We start from the raw sequence: 14,002 nt of genomic DNA, 5'->3' as shown, positions 1-14,002 counted from the left end.
AACCACCGCCCCGGCCCCTGGCCGGGGCGCCAACCATAAAAATCATGCAATACCGAGCACTTTTGCTGCTTTTCCTCGGACTCGCCGTTTCGGCCTGTACCGACCTTGAGCTGCTCCCCCAGGACAAGGCCGACCCCAACGCCGTGCTGAGCCAGGAGGAGAACTACGAATCCTTCCTCGCCCGCGTCTACGCCGGCCTGGCCGTCACCGGACAGCAGGGCCCCGCCGGAGCTTCCGACATCGCCAGCCTTGACGAGGGATTCTCCAACTACCTGCGGCAGTTCTGGCAGCTGCAGGAGCTGCCCACCGAAACCGCGGTGATCGCCTGGGGCGACGCCGGCCTGCCCGAGCTGGTGTACCAGACCTGGACCAGCGACAACCAGTTCATCCGCGCGATGTACTACCGCATCTTCTTCCAGGTGAGCCAGGCCAATGAGTTCCTGCGGGAAACCACCCCCGCCAAGCTCGACGAGCGCGGCATCCGCGAAGGTTTCCGCCCCACCGTGGAAGGCTTCCGCGCCGAGGCCCGCTTCCTGCGCGCCCTCTCTTACTGGCACGCCATCGACATGTTCGGCGACGTGATCTTCTACACCGAGGAGAACCCCCTCGGCGGCGACCCCCCCACCGTGCGCAGCCGCGCCGAGGTATTCGACTTCCTCATCAGTGAACTGCAGGCCATCGAAGGCCAGCTGCCCGCCATCGGCGCCGCCGAATACGGCCGCGTGGACCAGGGCGCCGTGCTGATGCTGCAGGCCAAGCTTTACCAGAACGCCGAAGTGTACGCCGGACAGGACCGCCACGCCGACGCCGTGGCCGCCCTCGAGCGGATCATCGACAGCGGGGTGTACAGCCTCGAGGAGGAGTACGCCGACCTGTTCAAGGCCGACAACCACACCTCCGACGAGCTGATCTGGGCCATCCCCTTCGACGGCCGCTTTACCCAGGGCTACGGTGGACTCACCTACCTCACCCACGCCCCCGTGGGCGGCAGCATGGACCCCGCCGACTACGGCATCGACGGCGGCTGGTTCGGCCTGCGCGCCACCAAGGACCTGGTGGCCCTCTTCCCCGACGTGACCGGCGACGCCGACGAGCGCGCCCTTTTCTACACCGATGGACAGACGCTGGAGATCAACAACATCTCGGAATTCAACCAGGGCTACGCCATCCCCAAGTACACCAATGTGAGCAGCGAAGGCGTACCCGGCGTTGACCCCCGCTTCCCCGACACCGACTTCCCCTTCTTCCGCCTGGGCGACGTGTACCTGATGTACGCCGAATCCGTACTGCGGGGCGGCGGCGGCAGCCGCGACCGGGCCGTGCAGCTCGTCAACGAACTGCGGGAGCGCGCCTACGACAGCGACGCCGGCAACATCACCGACGCCGAGCTGACGCTCGACTTCATCCTGGCCGAGCGCGGCCGCGAGCTCTACTGGGAGGCCCACCGCCGCACCGACCGCATCCGCTTTGACGCCTTCTCCGTCAACGGTATCTGGCCCTGGAAGGGCGGGGTACCCGAGGGACGCACCACTTCGGCCATCTACAACCTGTACCCGGTCCCGTCCTCCGAAATTCTCTCCAACCCTAACCTGAGCCAGAACGAAGGCTACTAACCAACGCATCATGCAGTTTACGAAGCAACTACTCTCCTGGCTTCCGATGTTCTTCCTGCTCGCCCTGGCTACGGGCTGTGAGCGCGAGGACTTCGACATCGCCGCCAATACCGACTTTCCCCCCTCCATTCTCTCGTCCTTCCCCTCCGCCAACGGCCGGGTGGTCGCCGGCAACTTTGACGTCCGCGTAATCTTTGCCGACGGCACCGTCTCCCCGCTGCAGTCCGCCACGGTCACCCTGCTGGATTCGGCGCTGAACGTGATCACCAGCCAGTCCAAGGACCTGAGCGGCATCCAGGACTCCCTCGTCATCGAGGGCTCCACCTTCGGCGCCGCCGACCTGCCCGTGGGCGTCTACAACCTCGACATCAGCGTCACCGACCAGAAGGGGCAGACGGCCGAAACCAACTTCACCTTCGAGATCAGCAACCTGCCCTTCCCGGCCAACCACGACGCGATCTTCATCGCCGGGGCCTTCAACGGCTGGGGCGCCGACGCCCTCACCCTGGTATCCGACAACATCTGGGAAATCCAGAACGTCGACCTTCAGGGCGGTGCCTGGAAGCTGAAGAACTGCGCTGACTGGTGCGACGAGGACTGGGGCGACGCCCAGTGTAACGGATTCATGGTGTCGAACTTTGCCGACGGCGGCAACGGCGATACCGACTGCGGCTACTCCGGCCTGGTCAACATCCGCTTCAACGACCAGACGCTGAGCTACAGCGTAACCCCGGCCGTCAGCTACGCCTCCAATACCCAGAGCCTCTACCTGCTCGGCACCTTCAACAACTTTGAAGGCAGCGAGTACCAGTTCACCCTTGTGGGCGACAACCGCTGGGTGCTCGACGAGGTGCTGCTGACCCCCGGCGACCAGTTCAAGATGGCCGAGATGCCCGACTTCCAGGGCGTCAACTACGGCGACAACGAGAACGACGGCATCGCCGAGCGCTACGGCAGCAACATCGTCTACCCCGACACCGAAGCCGAAGGCTTCTACAGCATCACCTTCAACGACCGCAGCCTGGCCTACACGCTTAACTTCCTGCGGCCCGTCGGTCCCGAAAGCGTGGGCATCCTCGGCAGCGCCACCCCCAACGGCTGGGACTCCGACATCGACATGACCGACGAAGGCAACGGCGTCTACACCATCGACATCGAGCTGACGGACGGCGTGGTCAAGTTCCGCGCCAACGACAACTGGGACCTCAGCTGGGGCGGCACCGAATTCCCCAACGGCACCGCGATTGAGAACGGCGGCGACATCCCCGTCCTGGCCGGCAAGTACAAGGTGACCCTCGACATCAACAACCTGACCTACTCCTTCCAGGCGGACGCCGGCATCGGCAGCGTCGGTATTGTAGGCGACGCCACCCCCGGTGGCTGGGACAAGGATACCCCCCTGACCGATAACGGCGACGGCACCTGGTCGGCCATCATCGGCCTCGGCACCGGCAGCGCCAAGTTCCGCGCCGACGGCAAGTGGGACGTCAACTGGGGCGCCGGCGACTTCCCCGCCGGAACCGGCACCCAGGGCGGCGCCGATATCCCCGTCACGGCCGGCATCTACCTGGTGACCCTGAACGCCGTGACCGGTGCCTACACCTTCACGCCGGCCACCATCGGCATCATCGGCGACGCCACCCCCAATGGCTGGGATAGCGACACCGACCTGGTCCTCAACCCCGAGGTGATGGGCGAAGTAACCGGAGAGATTACCCTCACCGACGGAAGTGCAAAGTTCCGCGCCAATGACGACTGGGTGTACGACTGGGGTGGATCTGACTTCCCCGCCGGTACGGCCACCTTCAAGGGATCCGACATCCCCGTCGCGGCCGGTACCTACACCGTCCGCTTCAACGTAAATACGCTGGCCTACAGCTTCGACTAAGCTTGAATACAGTATTCATACGGGCACGTTTCGCAAGAGGCGTGCCCGTTTTTCGTTTTACCCCCATGCGCCTCCTTCCCCTCTGCTGCCTGCTGGGTGGCCCGCTCCTCCTGGCCCAGGAACCCTTCCGCGATGCCACCGACGCTTCCGGCATCGCCGTGAGCGGCCGGGTGCGGGGAGTAGCGGTCTGTGACGCCAACGGTGACGGCCATGCGGACCTTTTCCTGAGCGTCCTCGATGGCCCCAATCACCTCTACCTGAACGACGGCCACGCCCGCTTCACCGAAGCCGGTCACCGCACCCCCCTGGCCACGGCCGGGCCCACCCATACGGCCCTGTGGAGCGACCTGGACCAGGACGGCGACGAGGACGTGGTACTCGGCAACTACGACGGGCCCACCCGCATCTTCCGCAACGACGGTGGCCTCTCCTTTACGGACGTCACCCCCGCCTCCGGTATTGACCTCACCGCCCGAGTGGTGTCCGCCTCCCTGCTCGACTACGACGGCGATGGGCGGCTCGATATCTACCTGTCCTGCCTCAACGCCCCCAACCGCCTGTACCGCAACCTGGGGGGACTGGCGTTCGCCGAGGAGGGCGCGGCCGCGGGTGCCGCCCAAACGGGCCTGAGCATGGGCACCCTGGCCTTCGACTACGACCTCGACGGCGACCCCGACCTCTACCTGGTCCACGACGGCCACCAGCCGAACGTCCTGCTGCGCAACGACGGCGGCGCCTTCACCGACGTGAGTACCGGCAGCGGTGCCGGGGTGGTCGGCGACGGCATGGGCGTGGATGCGGCGGACTTCGACGGCGACGGCGATTACGACCTCTACGTCACCAACCTCTACGAAAACTTCCTGCTCGAGAACCGGGGCGACGGCACCTTCCGGGAGGTGGGCTTCGACGCCCGCGTCAACGATCTCGGCATGGGGTGGGGCACCGCCTGGCTGGACTACGACCTGGACGGTCACCCCGACCTCTACGTGGCCAATGAAACCGCCTTCACGGTGGGCGGCCGGCGCTTCAACAACCTCCTCTACCGCAACCGGGGTGACGGCTCCTTCGACCCTGCCGCCCCGCCCCAGGCGGCCGTGAACAGCGGCCGCAGCGCCTACGGGACGGCCACGGCCGACTTTAACGGCGACGGGCGCCCCGACCTCTTCGTCGGCAACAGCGGGCAGCCCAGCCAGCTCTTCCTGAACAACACCGTCAATGACCACCACTACGCCGCCGTGGCGGTGACGGTCGCGCCGGGTGAACCCACCCCCGTGGGTGCCCGGGTAACCTGCTGGGCGGGAGGTAGAATGTACCGGGGAGAGGTACGGGCGGGCGGCGGCTACGCCAGCCAGCACGCGGCTACCGTCCGCTTCGGGCTCGCCGCGGCGAGCCGCATTGACAGCCTGGTGATCGACTGGCCCTCCGGCCGGAAAGATCGCTACTACGACCTGGCAGCCGACCACACCCACTACCTGCCGCATACCCCGGAACAAACCACCAGCCTGCCCGCCCCAATCCCCGACCGGCTGGGGCTATTTCCGAATCCGACCACCGGCCCCCTGCAGCTGTCGCCCGCCCTGGAGCAGGTGAGGGTGTACGATGCCCTGGGCCGCCCGCTGTTCACCCTGGACGGAGAAAGCCGGGAAGTGGTATTGCCCGCCCACCTGCCGGCCGGCCTGTACCGCGTCGTTGGCTTCCGCGGGGGAAAATCCTATTCCGGTACCACCTACCTTCGCCATTGATGATTCGCCCGGCACCCGCGCCCGGCGCCCCGAAAACCCTCTCATGATGAAAGCCTTTACGCTCTTCTTTCCCTTGCTGTTTATTTCCACCCTGCTGAGCGGACAGTGTCAACAGGGCGTCGACCTATCTTACGTGAACGCCATCGAGGCGGGTGGCGGCAGCTACCACGACGTAGCCGGCAATCCGGTGGATCCCTTCCGCTACTTCGCCGATCGCGGCGCGGAGATGGTCCGCCTGCGGCTCTGGCACACCCCCGAAAACACCCCCGGCAAGTGCGGACAGCCCATCCGCAGCGGTGGCCTCGACGACGTACTGCTGGCCGCCCGCCGCGCCGACAGCAGCGGGATGGCCCTGAACCTGGCCCTCCACTACGGCGACTACTTCGTGGACCCCGGCAAACAGCAGCGGCCCCGGGCCTGGGACGGACTGAGCGGGCAGCTGCTCATCGACAGCATCTACGCGTATACCTACCGCACCCTGGAACGGTTCCACGCCCAGGGCACCGCCCCTGCCATCCTGGCCGTCGGTAACGAGACAAACAACGGATTCGTGGACGCCACCGTGCCCACCAACGGCTTCGAGTGGACCGTCGATGCCGCAAAATTCAACGCCGGACTGCGGGCCGTGCGCGACTTCAATGCCGCGGCGGGCACCGCTATCCGATCGGCCATCCACCTGACGGAAAGCTACGCCCGCGCCGGAGCCGGGGAATTCGCCGCGGCCGGGGTGACCGACTACGACATCCTGGGCGTCTCCTACTACCCCTTCTTCAACCCCCGCACCACGGTGGAGGAGATCGGCGAGCTGGTGGATCACCTGACGCGGACCTACGGCAAGGAGGTCATGATCTTCGAAACGGGTTTCAGCCACGACAACGCGGGCGGCGCAGACAGCTACCACAACTTCCTGGCCGGCAACGGGGAGGTGGTCGACTACCCGGCTACCCCGGCCGGACAGCGGGCATTCCTGGGCGACCTCAGCCGGACGGTCTGCGCCGCCGGGGGGACGGCCGTCTTTTACTGGGAGCCGGCCTGGATCACCAGCCGGATGTGCGACGCCTGGGGGCAAGGGTCCTCCTACGAGAATGCCTCCTGGTTCGACTACAGCGGCCGTGCCCTGCCGGCCTTCGACTGGCTCAGCGACGACGGCACCGTCAGCACCGGCGAGCCGGCCCGCGCCGAATCTCGGGTCGGAGTGTACCCCAATCCGGCCGCCCCGGCCGATACCCTGCATACGGAAAGCGAGGAAACCGTCGTGGAATGGCGGTTGCTGGACGCCCGGGGGGTAGAGGTAGCGGCCGTAAAGGCCGGAGAAGCGGGCAAGGCCTTCACGCTGCGGACGGGCGATCTGGCGGCGGGCACCTACCTGCTGCAACTGAAGCTGGCCGACGGCCGCTGGACTACCCGCAAAATTGAAATCGCCGGCGGCAAAAATTAAGCTGGACTTGACATTCTGCCCCCCAGAGCTATCAAGTGTGAGCCCAGGAGATCGTGACCTTCGTACTTTGTACTTCGCGCTTGATACTTCGTACTTCAGGAAACCCGCTAAATCGCCGCCTCGCCCCGCTCGAACTCCACCACCTCGATGTCTTCCATGTGCTCCTCGAACCAGATGAGGGGGGCGGGATTCTTGTCGCCGGTGCAGGTGTCGCACTTGAAGAAGAGATAGTACAGCTGCCAGTACTCGCCCACGCGCTCCCGCAGGCGGCGCATGCGCCGTTCGCACTCGGCGTAGTTGCTGAACAGGTGGGCCAGGCGCCAGCAGTAGTAGGCCTCATCGTGGAGCTCGACCACGTTGAGCAGCAGGGGATCGTTGACGTAGCGCGAGAGAAATTCGCGGGCGTAGACCGAGTGGTGCTTCGACCAGTCGCGGGGGTTGCCGCGGTCCTCGACGTGCTTGAAGGTGTCATGGACCCAACACACGGTGCGCAGCTTGCGCCGGGTGGCGGCGTCAACGGGCAGGGCGTCGATGTTCTCGTTCACCTCGATGATGTGGCGCCAGATGGTGCCTTCCGGGTGGCCGTAGCGCGGCAGTCCCCACAGCAGCCCCCGCCGGAACTCCTCATCCTCCAGGAAGCGGGCCTCGAGGGGCGTTTCGGGTTGCAGCAATTTGGTAAGCTCGTGAATGGTCAAGGTGGAAAGGGCAGGGCTAGGATGCAGGTAACAGCCGTTAAAATAGCTTAGTTGCCGCAAACCGTGGCATAGGATAACCAAATTGGGGGTATCATCTGTTAACTGATAACTCCCCGAGCGGGGGCCTTCGTGCCCCGTTTGACCGACGACCATGAAATTTATTCCCTTCACCCTGTCTGCCCTCGCCGGCGGCCTCGTGGCCGCCCTGCTGGTGGTGATGCTGCTGCGGCCCGCGCCGCCGGCCGACGTCCATCCCGTGCGGCGCAGCCCGGGGGAATACTACCCGGCCGCGGCCCCCGTAGCGGAGACCGCCCCCCTGCCTGATCTGCCCGCCGCGGCCGTCGACCTGCGGCTGGCCGCCCGTCGCGCCACGCCCACGGTGGTGCACGTAGACGCCCGCGTGGAGGGCCGCGACCGGGCCACCGTCAAGGCGCTCTTCGGGCGGGAGGAATCCAGCGGTACCCTCGGAGGGGAAGGATCCGGCGTGATCTACTCCGCCGATGGCTACATCGTGACCAACTACCACGTGGTGCAGGCCGCGGACAACATCACCGTGACTACCGCCGACCGCCGCCGCTTCCCCGCCACCGTAGTGGGCACCGAGCCGAAGACCGACCTGGCCGTGCTGAAAATCGACGCCAGAAACCTGCCTTTCCTGGAGCTGGCCGACAGCGACGCCGCCGAACCCGGGCAGTGGGTGCTGGCGGTGGGCAGTCCCCTGGGGCTCGTCAGCACCGTCACCGCCGGCATCGTGAGCGCCAAGGGCCGCAACCTGAGCCTGCTCCGTGACCCGGACGCCATCGAGAGCTTCATCCAGACCGACGCCGCCGTGAACCCCGGCAACAGTGGCGGCCCCCTGGTCGATACCGAAGGGCGCCTCCTGGGCATCAATACCGCCATCGCCTCCCGCACCGGCCGCTTCCAGGGCTACAGCTTCGCCATCCCGAGCGAGCTGGTGAAACGCATCGTGGACGACATCATCCAGTACGGCAGCTACCGCCGGGCCATCATGGGGGTGGAGATCTCATCCCTGATGCCCGCCGACCAGCAACGCCTCGGACTGCGCGACCGCACGGAAGGAGTAATCGTGGATGCCATCTTCCCCGGTGGCGCGGCCGAAACCGCCGGACTGCGGGTGAACGACCTCATCGTGGCCGTGGACGGGAGGCCCGTCCGCGACCTGCCGGACCTGACGGAGATCATCGGCCGCGCCCGCCCCGGCGACCGGCTGCGGATGACCGTTGTCCGGGAGAATAAAAGCCGGGAACTGACCATTGATCTGTTACCGGCGGGCAACTGAGCCGGCCCCTTACCCTTACCTTCCCCCCTTCCTAGCCAACAAGCATGAGACTAAAGAGCGAAAACCTGGTCAAGAAGTACGGCAGCCGCACCGTGGTCAAGGGCGTGAGCATTCACGTCGACCGCGGCGACATCGTCGGCTTGCTGGGGCCGAACGGCGCCGGCAAGACCACCACCTTCTACATGACCGTGGGGTTCATCAAGCCCAACGAAGGCAGGGTGTACCTGGACGACGACGACATTACCGACCTGCCGATGTACAAGCGCGCCCAGCGGGGCATCGGCTACCTGCCCCAGGAGCCCTCGGTGTTCCGCAAGCTGAGCGTGGAGGACAACATCTCCGCCGTCCTGGAAATGACCAACCTCAACAAGCACGAGCGGGCCGAGAAACTGGAGAGCCTGCTGGACGAGTTCAGCCTCCACAAGGTGCGCCGCAGCAACGGCGATACCCTCAGCGGCGGCGAGCGGCGGCGCACCGAGATCGCCCGCGCCCTGGCCACCGACCCGAGTTTCATCCTGCTCGACGAGCCCTTCGCCGGCATCGACCCCATCGCGGTGGAGGACATCCAGTACATCGTGGCCAAGCTGAAGACCAAGAACATCGGCATCCTCATCACCGACCACAACGTCCAGGAAACCCTCAGCATCACCGACCGCGCCTACCTCATGTTCGAGGGCGATATCCTCAAGGCCGGTACCGCCGAGGAGCTGGCCGCCGACGAGATGGTCCGCAAGGTGTACCTCGGCAAGAATTTCGTGCTGCGCCGCAAGGTGCTGGACCTTTAGCCCAGCATTCCCCCGTCGGCCACGAAGGTGCCCCCCGTCACGTAGCTGGCCGCATCGCTGGCCAGCCAGACGGCCAGTCCGGCGATTTCGTCGGGGGTGGCCATGCGGTTCAGGGGGATGGTCTGCCGCATCTGCTCCGCCAGGGGTTCGTTTTCCCAGAGGGCGCGGCTGAGCTTGGTCTTGACGAGTCCGGGGCAGATCACGTTTACTCTCACGTTGTCGGCGGCCCACTCCCGGGCCTGGCTCTTGCCGAGCATGATGAGGCCCGCCTTGGAAATGTTGTAGGCCGCGAAGTTCGGGTTGGCGTGCAGCCCCTCCACCGAACTGATGTGGATCACCGAGCCGTGGCCCGCGGCCCGCAGGTGGGGCAGGGCCAGGTTGCTCAGTTCCAGGGCGGCGGTCAGGTTCACGTCCAGCGTCTTCTGGTAGGCGGCGGTGGAGAGTCCTTCCACGGGGCCGAAGTAGGGATTGGTGGCCGCGTTGTTGATCAGGATGTCGAGGCGGCCGTAGGTGGCCAGGGTGCGCTCCACCAGGCGTTGGCGGTCGTCGGGGTCGCCCACGTGGCAGGCGATGGCCGTGGCCTCGAGCCCGTCCGCACGGTACGCTTCGGCCACGGCCTCCACGGATTCCTGGCTGCGGGAGCTCACGATCACTTTCGCGCCGAACTCCGCCAGGCCGCGGGCCATGGCTTCACCGATGCCCTTGGAGGAGCCGGTGACGATGGCCACGCGCCCGGAGAGGTCGAAGCGGGGGCGGATGCGCTGGTTCTTCACGGACGACCTAGTGGTTGTGGTCCATGCCTTCCCCGTGCTCGTGGTCCTCGTTGGAGAGGATCTGCTCGGCGTTGGCGAGGCTGGTCTTGATGTCGGCTTCCACCTCGGCGATGCCCCGGGTGCGCTCGCGGATGAAGTTCATGATCTCGTCTTCCTTCAGGTTGCTGCGCAGTTCGTCGAGCGGGCGGTGGCCATTCATCCAGTCCATCATGGCGTCGTCGGCGTCTTCCAGCTGCTCGTTGGCGGCAAGCAGGAGTTCGCGGTAGTCGTCGCCGTGACCGCCGGTGGTCAGCTGCTCGGTGATGGTGCGCTGGGCCTGGGTGATCTGGCCCATCATTTCCATCACGCGGTCGTGGCCGTCCATCATGGAGCTGTAGGCGGCTTCCTGGGCGGCGGCCAGGGCGCGTTCCTCGGCGTTGTCGGCGGCTTCGCTTTCGGCGTTGCCGCAGGACGTCAGGAGGAGGAGAAAGCTGAACAGGTATAGAAACTTCATCGATTGGTAATTTTAAATGGTCAGTGAATGCAGGGGCGCGGCCGCGGGTGCCGGGGCAAGGGCGTTACCGCCACCAAATCCGGTAGCCGAGCACCGGGATCAGTCCCAGGGCGGTGCGTTCGGCACCTTCGTTCAGGTATGAATCGTAATACCGGGCGGCGGTGTTGGTTATTCCGGCCACGTTTTGCAGGTCGAGGGAGAGGGTGGTGGTGGTACGGGTGCGTTCGCGGGTACGGTAGAGGCGCAGATCGGGGCGGAAGTAGGTGCCATTGGTGTTGATGAATCCGTCGCGGTAATCGGGGGGCGTGAAGTAGGGCGACACCCCGGTGCCGGGGGCCACGATGCGGCCCGTGCGTTCGCCGCCGTGGGTGATCAGGGCCAGGTTGAGGCCGTAGGTGCGCGGGCGGTTGCGGCGGTCCCGTCCCGCCCATTCCCGGCCGAGGGTCAGTTTGGCTACGTAGTCGCTGCTGTAGCGGTCTTTGGCCCAGCTCCCGTCGCGCTGCTCCGTCTCGGCGCGGAACAGGGAGAGGCTGCCGCGGTAGAACCATCCCGGCACCTGCGCGCCGCCGGCCTCCAGTTCCACCCCGTAGCGGCGGGTGGCGGTGGTCTCGGTGAAGGCAAAGGCGGGGTCGAACTCCAGGAAATTGTTGGCGCTGAGCAGGAAGCCGTCGGCCTCGGCGGCGTACTCCCGGCCGGTATGCTGCAGGTAGGCGGTCACCAGGGCGTTCAGCTTGCCCAGGGTGCGGCCGTAGGAAAGGCCCGCCTGATTGGTAACGGGCACGAAGGCTTCCAGGTCCTCGCCTTTCAGGATCAGGCCGGCGTAGGGCGTGCGGCTCAGTCGCTCGGCTACGGCTACGATGCGCTGTTCGCTCCACCGGTGTTGGTAGCGGAGGCGGGGCTCGAAAACCCAGTCGTCGACCAGGGCCGCGTCGTAGTACCAGACCGGGCGGGCTGCCACGTCCAACTCACTCTCCCCGGCTACCCAGTGGACGGACAGGTAGGGAGCGAAGCTGCGCACCTGGGGGTGGTCGGTGGTCCGGGAGGGGGTGGCGCCCTCCACGAACTGCTCGAGGGTGTAGTAGTCGTTCACCGCTTCCACGCCGACCGACAGGCTGGCGGCGGGGGAGACCACGCGCTCCAGTTCGGCGCGGGTGCTGTGGCGCTGCAGGCGGGCGGCGCTTTCCTGGACCAGGGGCCCAGCCTCCGTGAAGGCCTGGCTGCGATCGGCGTCGGTCACCGAGTAGGCCGAGCCCACCGTAAGCTTGCCGAAGGCGTACTGCTGGTCGAAGGATCCCCCGACGATGAGGAGGTCGTTGGCGTAGTCGATATCAAAGAGCTCCTTCTGCTCGGTGAGTTCTTCCTCCGGATCGGGATTGAAAAGATTGGTGCTGCGGCCGGCAACGGCGAACAGGCTTACCTCCCCGCGGTCCGTGCGCCGGTGGAGGTGGGCGTTCAGGTCGGCGAAGCGGATGGTCTCCCCGCCGAAGTCCACCCCGGCGTCGGCCAGTAGGCCGGTAAAACTGTAGCGACCATTCACCAGGTAGGTGAAGCCCGATTGCCCGACCGGCCCCTCGGTGGCCGCGTCGAAACCGATGAAGCTGCCCTGCAGTTGGTGCTGCCGCCGCTCGGGGTTGCCGGGGCGGAGGCGCAGGTCCAGGGTGCCCCCGGTGGCCTGTCCGTAGCGGGCGGGTAGCCCCCCCGCGAGGAAGGCCGAGTGGTCGAGTACCTGGGCGCTCAGGGCGTTCACGCCGCCGCCGCTGAGGGTGGGGTAGTCGTAGAAGGTGCCCGCATTGCTGGTGTGGTTGGGGTTGGCGATGGCCAGTCCGTTCAGCCGCCACAGGTTGGCGTTGGGGGTGTTGCCGCGCACGCTGAGGTGATTGGCCTGGTCGTTGGTCTGTACTACCCCCGGCAGCAGGGCGATGAGGCGGGCCGGGTCGTAGAAGGTGGCCGGCAGCTTGCGTACCTCCTCAATGGTGAAGACCTGGGCCAGGGGGCTTACGCTCCGGTAGCTGGCCCTCACCTCGGCCCCGGGCAGGTCGATGACGCCGAAGGCCAGGGTGTCCTGCCCCGCCAGGGCGGTGGCCAACAGCAGGAACAGGCCGGCCAATGATCGCCGTAGGATGGAAGAGGGGACAAACAAGCAGAAACGCATACCGGAAAACTTATGGGCGGCCGAAATTAGGAAAACTTTCCCCCGGCCCTTGCAGGATTCAAAACGGCAACTGTATATTTGCGCTCCCTTAGCGGTCACACCTACGATGGTGGATGGAATCGCTGCACACCGGGTCGCTTAGCTCAGTTGGTTCAGAGCACCTCGTTTACACCGAGGGGGTCGGGAGTTCGAGTCTCTCAGCGACCACATCGTTTTTCCGTAAAGTCCGATCAGCTAGTGATCGGGCTTTTTTGTTTTCCGGCGGGTCCGTGCGAAAGGGACTATTTTAGTGTTTGACCATACAACACTACCGGACCATGAAAAACCTTACCCTTCTCCTCCTGCTCTTCGCCTTCGCCCCCCTCGGGGCCCAGCACTCCGCGGACGCCCTCGTCGCCGACTGGGAGCGCGCCAAGGCCTTCACCCTGGAATACCTGGAGGCCATGCCGGCGGACCAGCTGGACCTCCGGCCCACCCCCGAGATCCGCTCCTTTGCCGAACTGATGACCCACATCGCCGAGGCCAACTACGGCTTCGGGGCGCCCGGAACCGCCCAGGAAATGCCCTCCAAACCGGAGGATTCCGGCATGGATGAGGACATCACGAAAGAAAGCCTGACCCAGAAGGTGTCGGATAGCTACGACTACGTGATCAACGGCATCCGCAACCTCGACGCCCAGCGCATGGGCGAGGATGTCCAGCTCTTCGGCCAGTTCGATATGGACCGAGCTACCGCCCTCGACAAGGCCTTCGAGCACCAGACCCACCACCGCGGGCAGGTCTCCGTCTACCTGCGGCTGGCCGGCGTTACCCCTCCCGGTATGAAGCTGTTTTAAAGCAGCAAGAGTTCCTTCGCCGTACCGTAATCCAGGATATACTGCTGCCGCTTTGCCGCAGGGTCATAGACCAGTTTGATCCGTCGCCACGTCTCGTAGGTGTTCGGCAGTTTTCTGCGCTCCATGACGGCGCGCAGCTGCCGCTTCGTCTGCCAGAGCGCGTGCACCCGGGTCGAGACCGATTCCCGGAGATCGCGCTCGGGGTCGAATCCTTCGTTTTCCGCCGGAGCGAAGTGGGGCAGGGGGTGGGTCATGGCAGGTGATTAAGGTGAGTACCTCACCTACGG

Annotated in this window: 12 protein-coding genes and 1 tRNA gene; 8 read left to right on the top strand and 5 right to left on the bottom strand. The window is 65.7% G+C overall.

What is annotated here, in order from left to right; translation table 11 throughout:
* Positions 1-44 precede the first annotated feature (44 nt).
* From CGL56_RS12085 to CGL56_RS12070, 4 genes are all read left to right on the top strand, one after another.
* On the top strand, positions 45-1,613 hold the full coding sequence (locus tag CGL56_RS12085; protein WP_099106810.1) for a RagB/SusD family nutrient uptake outer membrane protein: 1,569 nt from the start codon (positions 45-47) through the stop codon (positions 1,611-1,613).
* Between the two features lie 10 nt (positions 1,614-1,623).
* Positions 1,624-3,501, top strand: a complete 1,878-nt coding sequence (locus tag CGL56_RS12080) for a SusF/SusE family outer membrane protein (protein WP_143470702.1) — start codon at positions 1,624-1,626, stop codon at positions 3,499-3,501.
* Between the two features lie 65 nt (positions 3,502-3,566).
* Complete coding sequence (locus tag CGL56_RS12075) at positions 3,567-5,243, top strand: FG-GAP-like repeat-containing protein (RefSeq protein WP_099106808.1); 1,677 nt, start codon at positions 3,567-3,569, stop codon at positions 5,241-5,243.
* 43 nt (positions 5,244-5,286) lie between these two features.
* Entirely contained in the window at positions 5,287-6,681 is a 1,395-nt protein-coding gene (locus CGL56_RS12070; RefSeq protein ID WP_167641671.1) for a glycosyl hydrolase 53 family protein, read from the top strand.
* A 107-nt stretch (positions 6,682-6,788) separates the two neighbouring features.
* Here CGL56_RS12070 and CGL56_RS12065 read toward each other — a convergent pair whose 3' ends face one another.
* The gene (locus CGL56_RS12065) at positions 6,789-7,376 is read right to left on the bottom strand and encodes a hypothetical protein (protein ID WP_099106806.1); all 588 of its coding nucleotides are present in this window, start codon (positions 7,374-7,376) and stop codon (positions 6,789-6,791) included.
* A 151-nt stretch (positions 7,377-7,527) separates the two neighbouring features.
* Between CGL56_RS12065 and CGL56_RS12060 the strand changes: the two genes are divergently transcribed.
* Both CGL56_RS12060 and lptB read left to right on the top strand, forming a co-directional pair.
* Positions 7,528-8,676, top strand: coding sequence for a S1C family serine protease (locus CGL56_RS12060; protein WP_099106805.1), 1,149 nt, complete (start codon positions 7,528-7,530; stop codon positions 8,674-8,676).
* A gap of 44 nt (positions 8,677-8,720) precedes the next feature.
* Positions 8,721-9,461, top strand: a complete 741-nt coding sequence (gene lptB / locus CGL56_RS12055; protein ID WP_099106804.1) for an LPS export ABC transporter ATP-binding protein — start codon at positions 8,721-8,723, stop codon at positions 9,459-9,461.
* Here the strand turns inward: lptB and CGL56_RS12050 are convergent.
* The 3 genes from CGL56_RS12050 to CGL56_RS12040 all read right to left on the bottom strand — a co-directional run bounded on the left by CGL56_RS12050 (position 9,458) and on the right by CGL56_RS12040 (position 12,879).
* Positions 9,458-10,234 carry an SDR family NAD(P)-dependent oxidoreductase gene (locus CGL56_RS12050; protein ID WP_099106803.1) on the bottom strand — a complete coding sequence of 259 codons (777 nt, stop codon included), beginning with the start codon at positions 10,232-10,234 and terminating at the stop codon, positions 9,458-9,460. The genes lptB and CGL56_RS12050 overlap by 4 nt on opposite strands.
* A 7-nt stretch (positions 10,235-10,241) precedes the next feature.
* Positions 10,242-10,727: a hypothetical protein gene (locus CGL56_RS12045; protein ID WP_099106802.1), complete on the bottom strand. Its 486-nt coding sequence runs from the start codon at positions 10,725-10,727 to the stop codon at positions 10,242-10,244.
* A gap of 64 nt (positions 10,728-10,791) precedes the next feature.
* Entirely contained in the window at positions 10,792-12,879 is a 2,088-nt protein-coding gene (locus tag CGL56_RS12040; protein WP_099106801.1) for a TonB-dependent receptor, read from the bottom strand.
* Between the two features lie 132 nt (positions 12,880-13,011).
* On the opposite strand from CGL56_RS12040, the gene CGL56_RS12035 reads away from it, so the two are divergent.
* Positions 13,012-13,086: transfer RNA gene (locus CGL56_RS12035), tRNA-Val, on the top strand.
* 110 nt (positions 13,087-13,196) lie between these two features.
* Positions 13,197-13,715 (top strand): DinB family protein, encoded by a 519-nt coding sequence (locus CGL56_RS12030; protein ID WP_099106800.1) that lies wholly within the window; start codon positions 13,197-13,199, stop codon positions 13,713-13,715.
* On the opposite strand, the gene CGL56_RS12025 is transcribed toward CGL56_RS12030, so the two are convergent.
* Positions 13,712-13,969, bottom strand: a complete 258-nt coding sequence (locus CGL56_RS12025; protein ID WP_099106799.1) for a hypothetical protein — start codon at positions 13,967-13,969, stop codon at positions 13,712-13,714. The two genes, CGL56_RS12030 and CGL56_RS12025, sit on opposite strands and share 4 nt — an antisense overlap.
* Positions 13,970-14,002 lie beyond the last annotated feature (33 nt).

The sequence above is a fragment of the Neolewinella marina genome (assembly GCF_002631205.1).
Taxonomy (GTDB): Bacteria; Bacteroidota; Bacteroidia; order Chitinophagales; family Saprospiraceae; genus Neolewinella; species Neolewinella marina.
Note: the sequence above shows the minus strand (reverse complement) of the source record. Positions and strands in the feature narration are given on the sequence as shown.

What these genes read in the sequence shown, in the direction of transcription:
- CGL56_RS12085 (WP_099106810.1), top strand. Translation starts at nt 45, where the DNA reads ATGCAATACCGAGCACTTTTGCTGCTTTTCCTCGGACTCGCCGTTTCG.
- CGL56_RS12080 (WP_143470702.1), top strand. Translation starts at nt 1,624, where the DNA reads ATGCAGTTTACGAAGCAACTACTCTCCTGGCTTCCGATGTTCTTCCTG.
- CGL56_RS12075 (WP_099106808.1), top strand. Translation starts at nt 3,567, where the DNA reads ATGCGCCTCCTTCCCCTCTGCTGCCTGCTGGGTGGCCCGCTCCTCCTG.
- CGL56_RS12070 (WP_167641671.1), top strand. Translation starts at nt 5,287, where the DNA reads ATGATGAAAGCCTTTACGCTCTTCTTTCCCTTGCTGTTTATTTCCACC.
- CGL56_RS12060 (WP_099106805.1), top strand. Translation starts at nt 7,528, where the DNA reads ATGAAATTTATTCCCTTCACCCTGTCTGCCCTCGCCGGCGGCCTCGTG.
- lptB (WP_099106804.1), top strand. Translation starts at nt 8,721, where the DNA reads ATGAGACTAAAGAGCGAAAACCTGGTCAAGAAGTACGGCAGCCGCACC.
- CGL56_RS12045 (WP_099106802.1), bottom strand. Translation starts at nt 10,727, where the DNA reads ATGAAGTTTCTATACCTGTTCAGCTTTCTCCTCCTCCTGACGTCCTGC.
- CGL56_RS12040 (WP_099106801.1), bottom strand. Translation starts at nt 12,879, where the DNA reads ATGCGTTTCTGCTTGTTTGTCCCCTCTTCCATCCTACGGCGATCATTG.
- CGL56_RS12030 (WP_099106800.1), top strand. Translation starts at nt 13,197, where the DNA reads ATGAAAAACCTTACCCTTCTCCTCCTGCTCTTCGCCTTCGCCCCCCTC.
- CGL56_RS12025 (WP_099106799.1), bottom strand. Translation starts at nt 13,969, where the DNA reads ATGACCCACCCCCTGCCCCACTTCGCTCCGGCGGAAAACGAAGGATTC.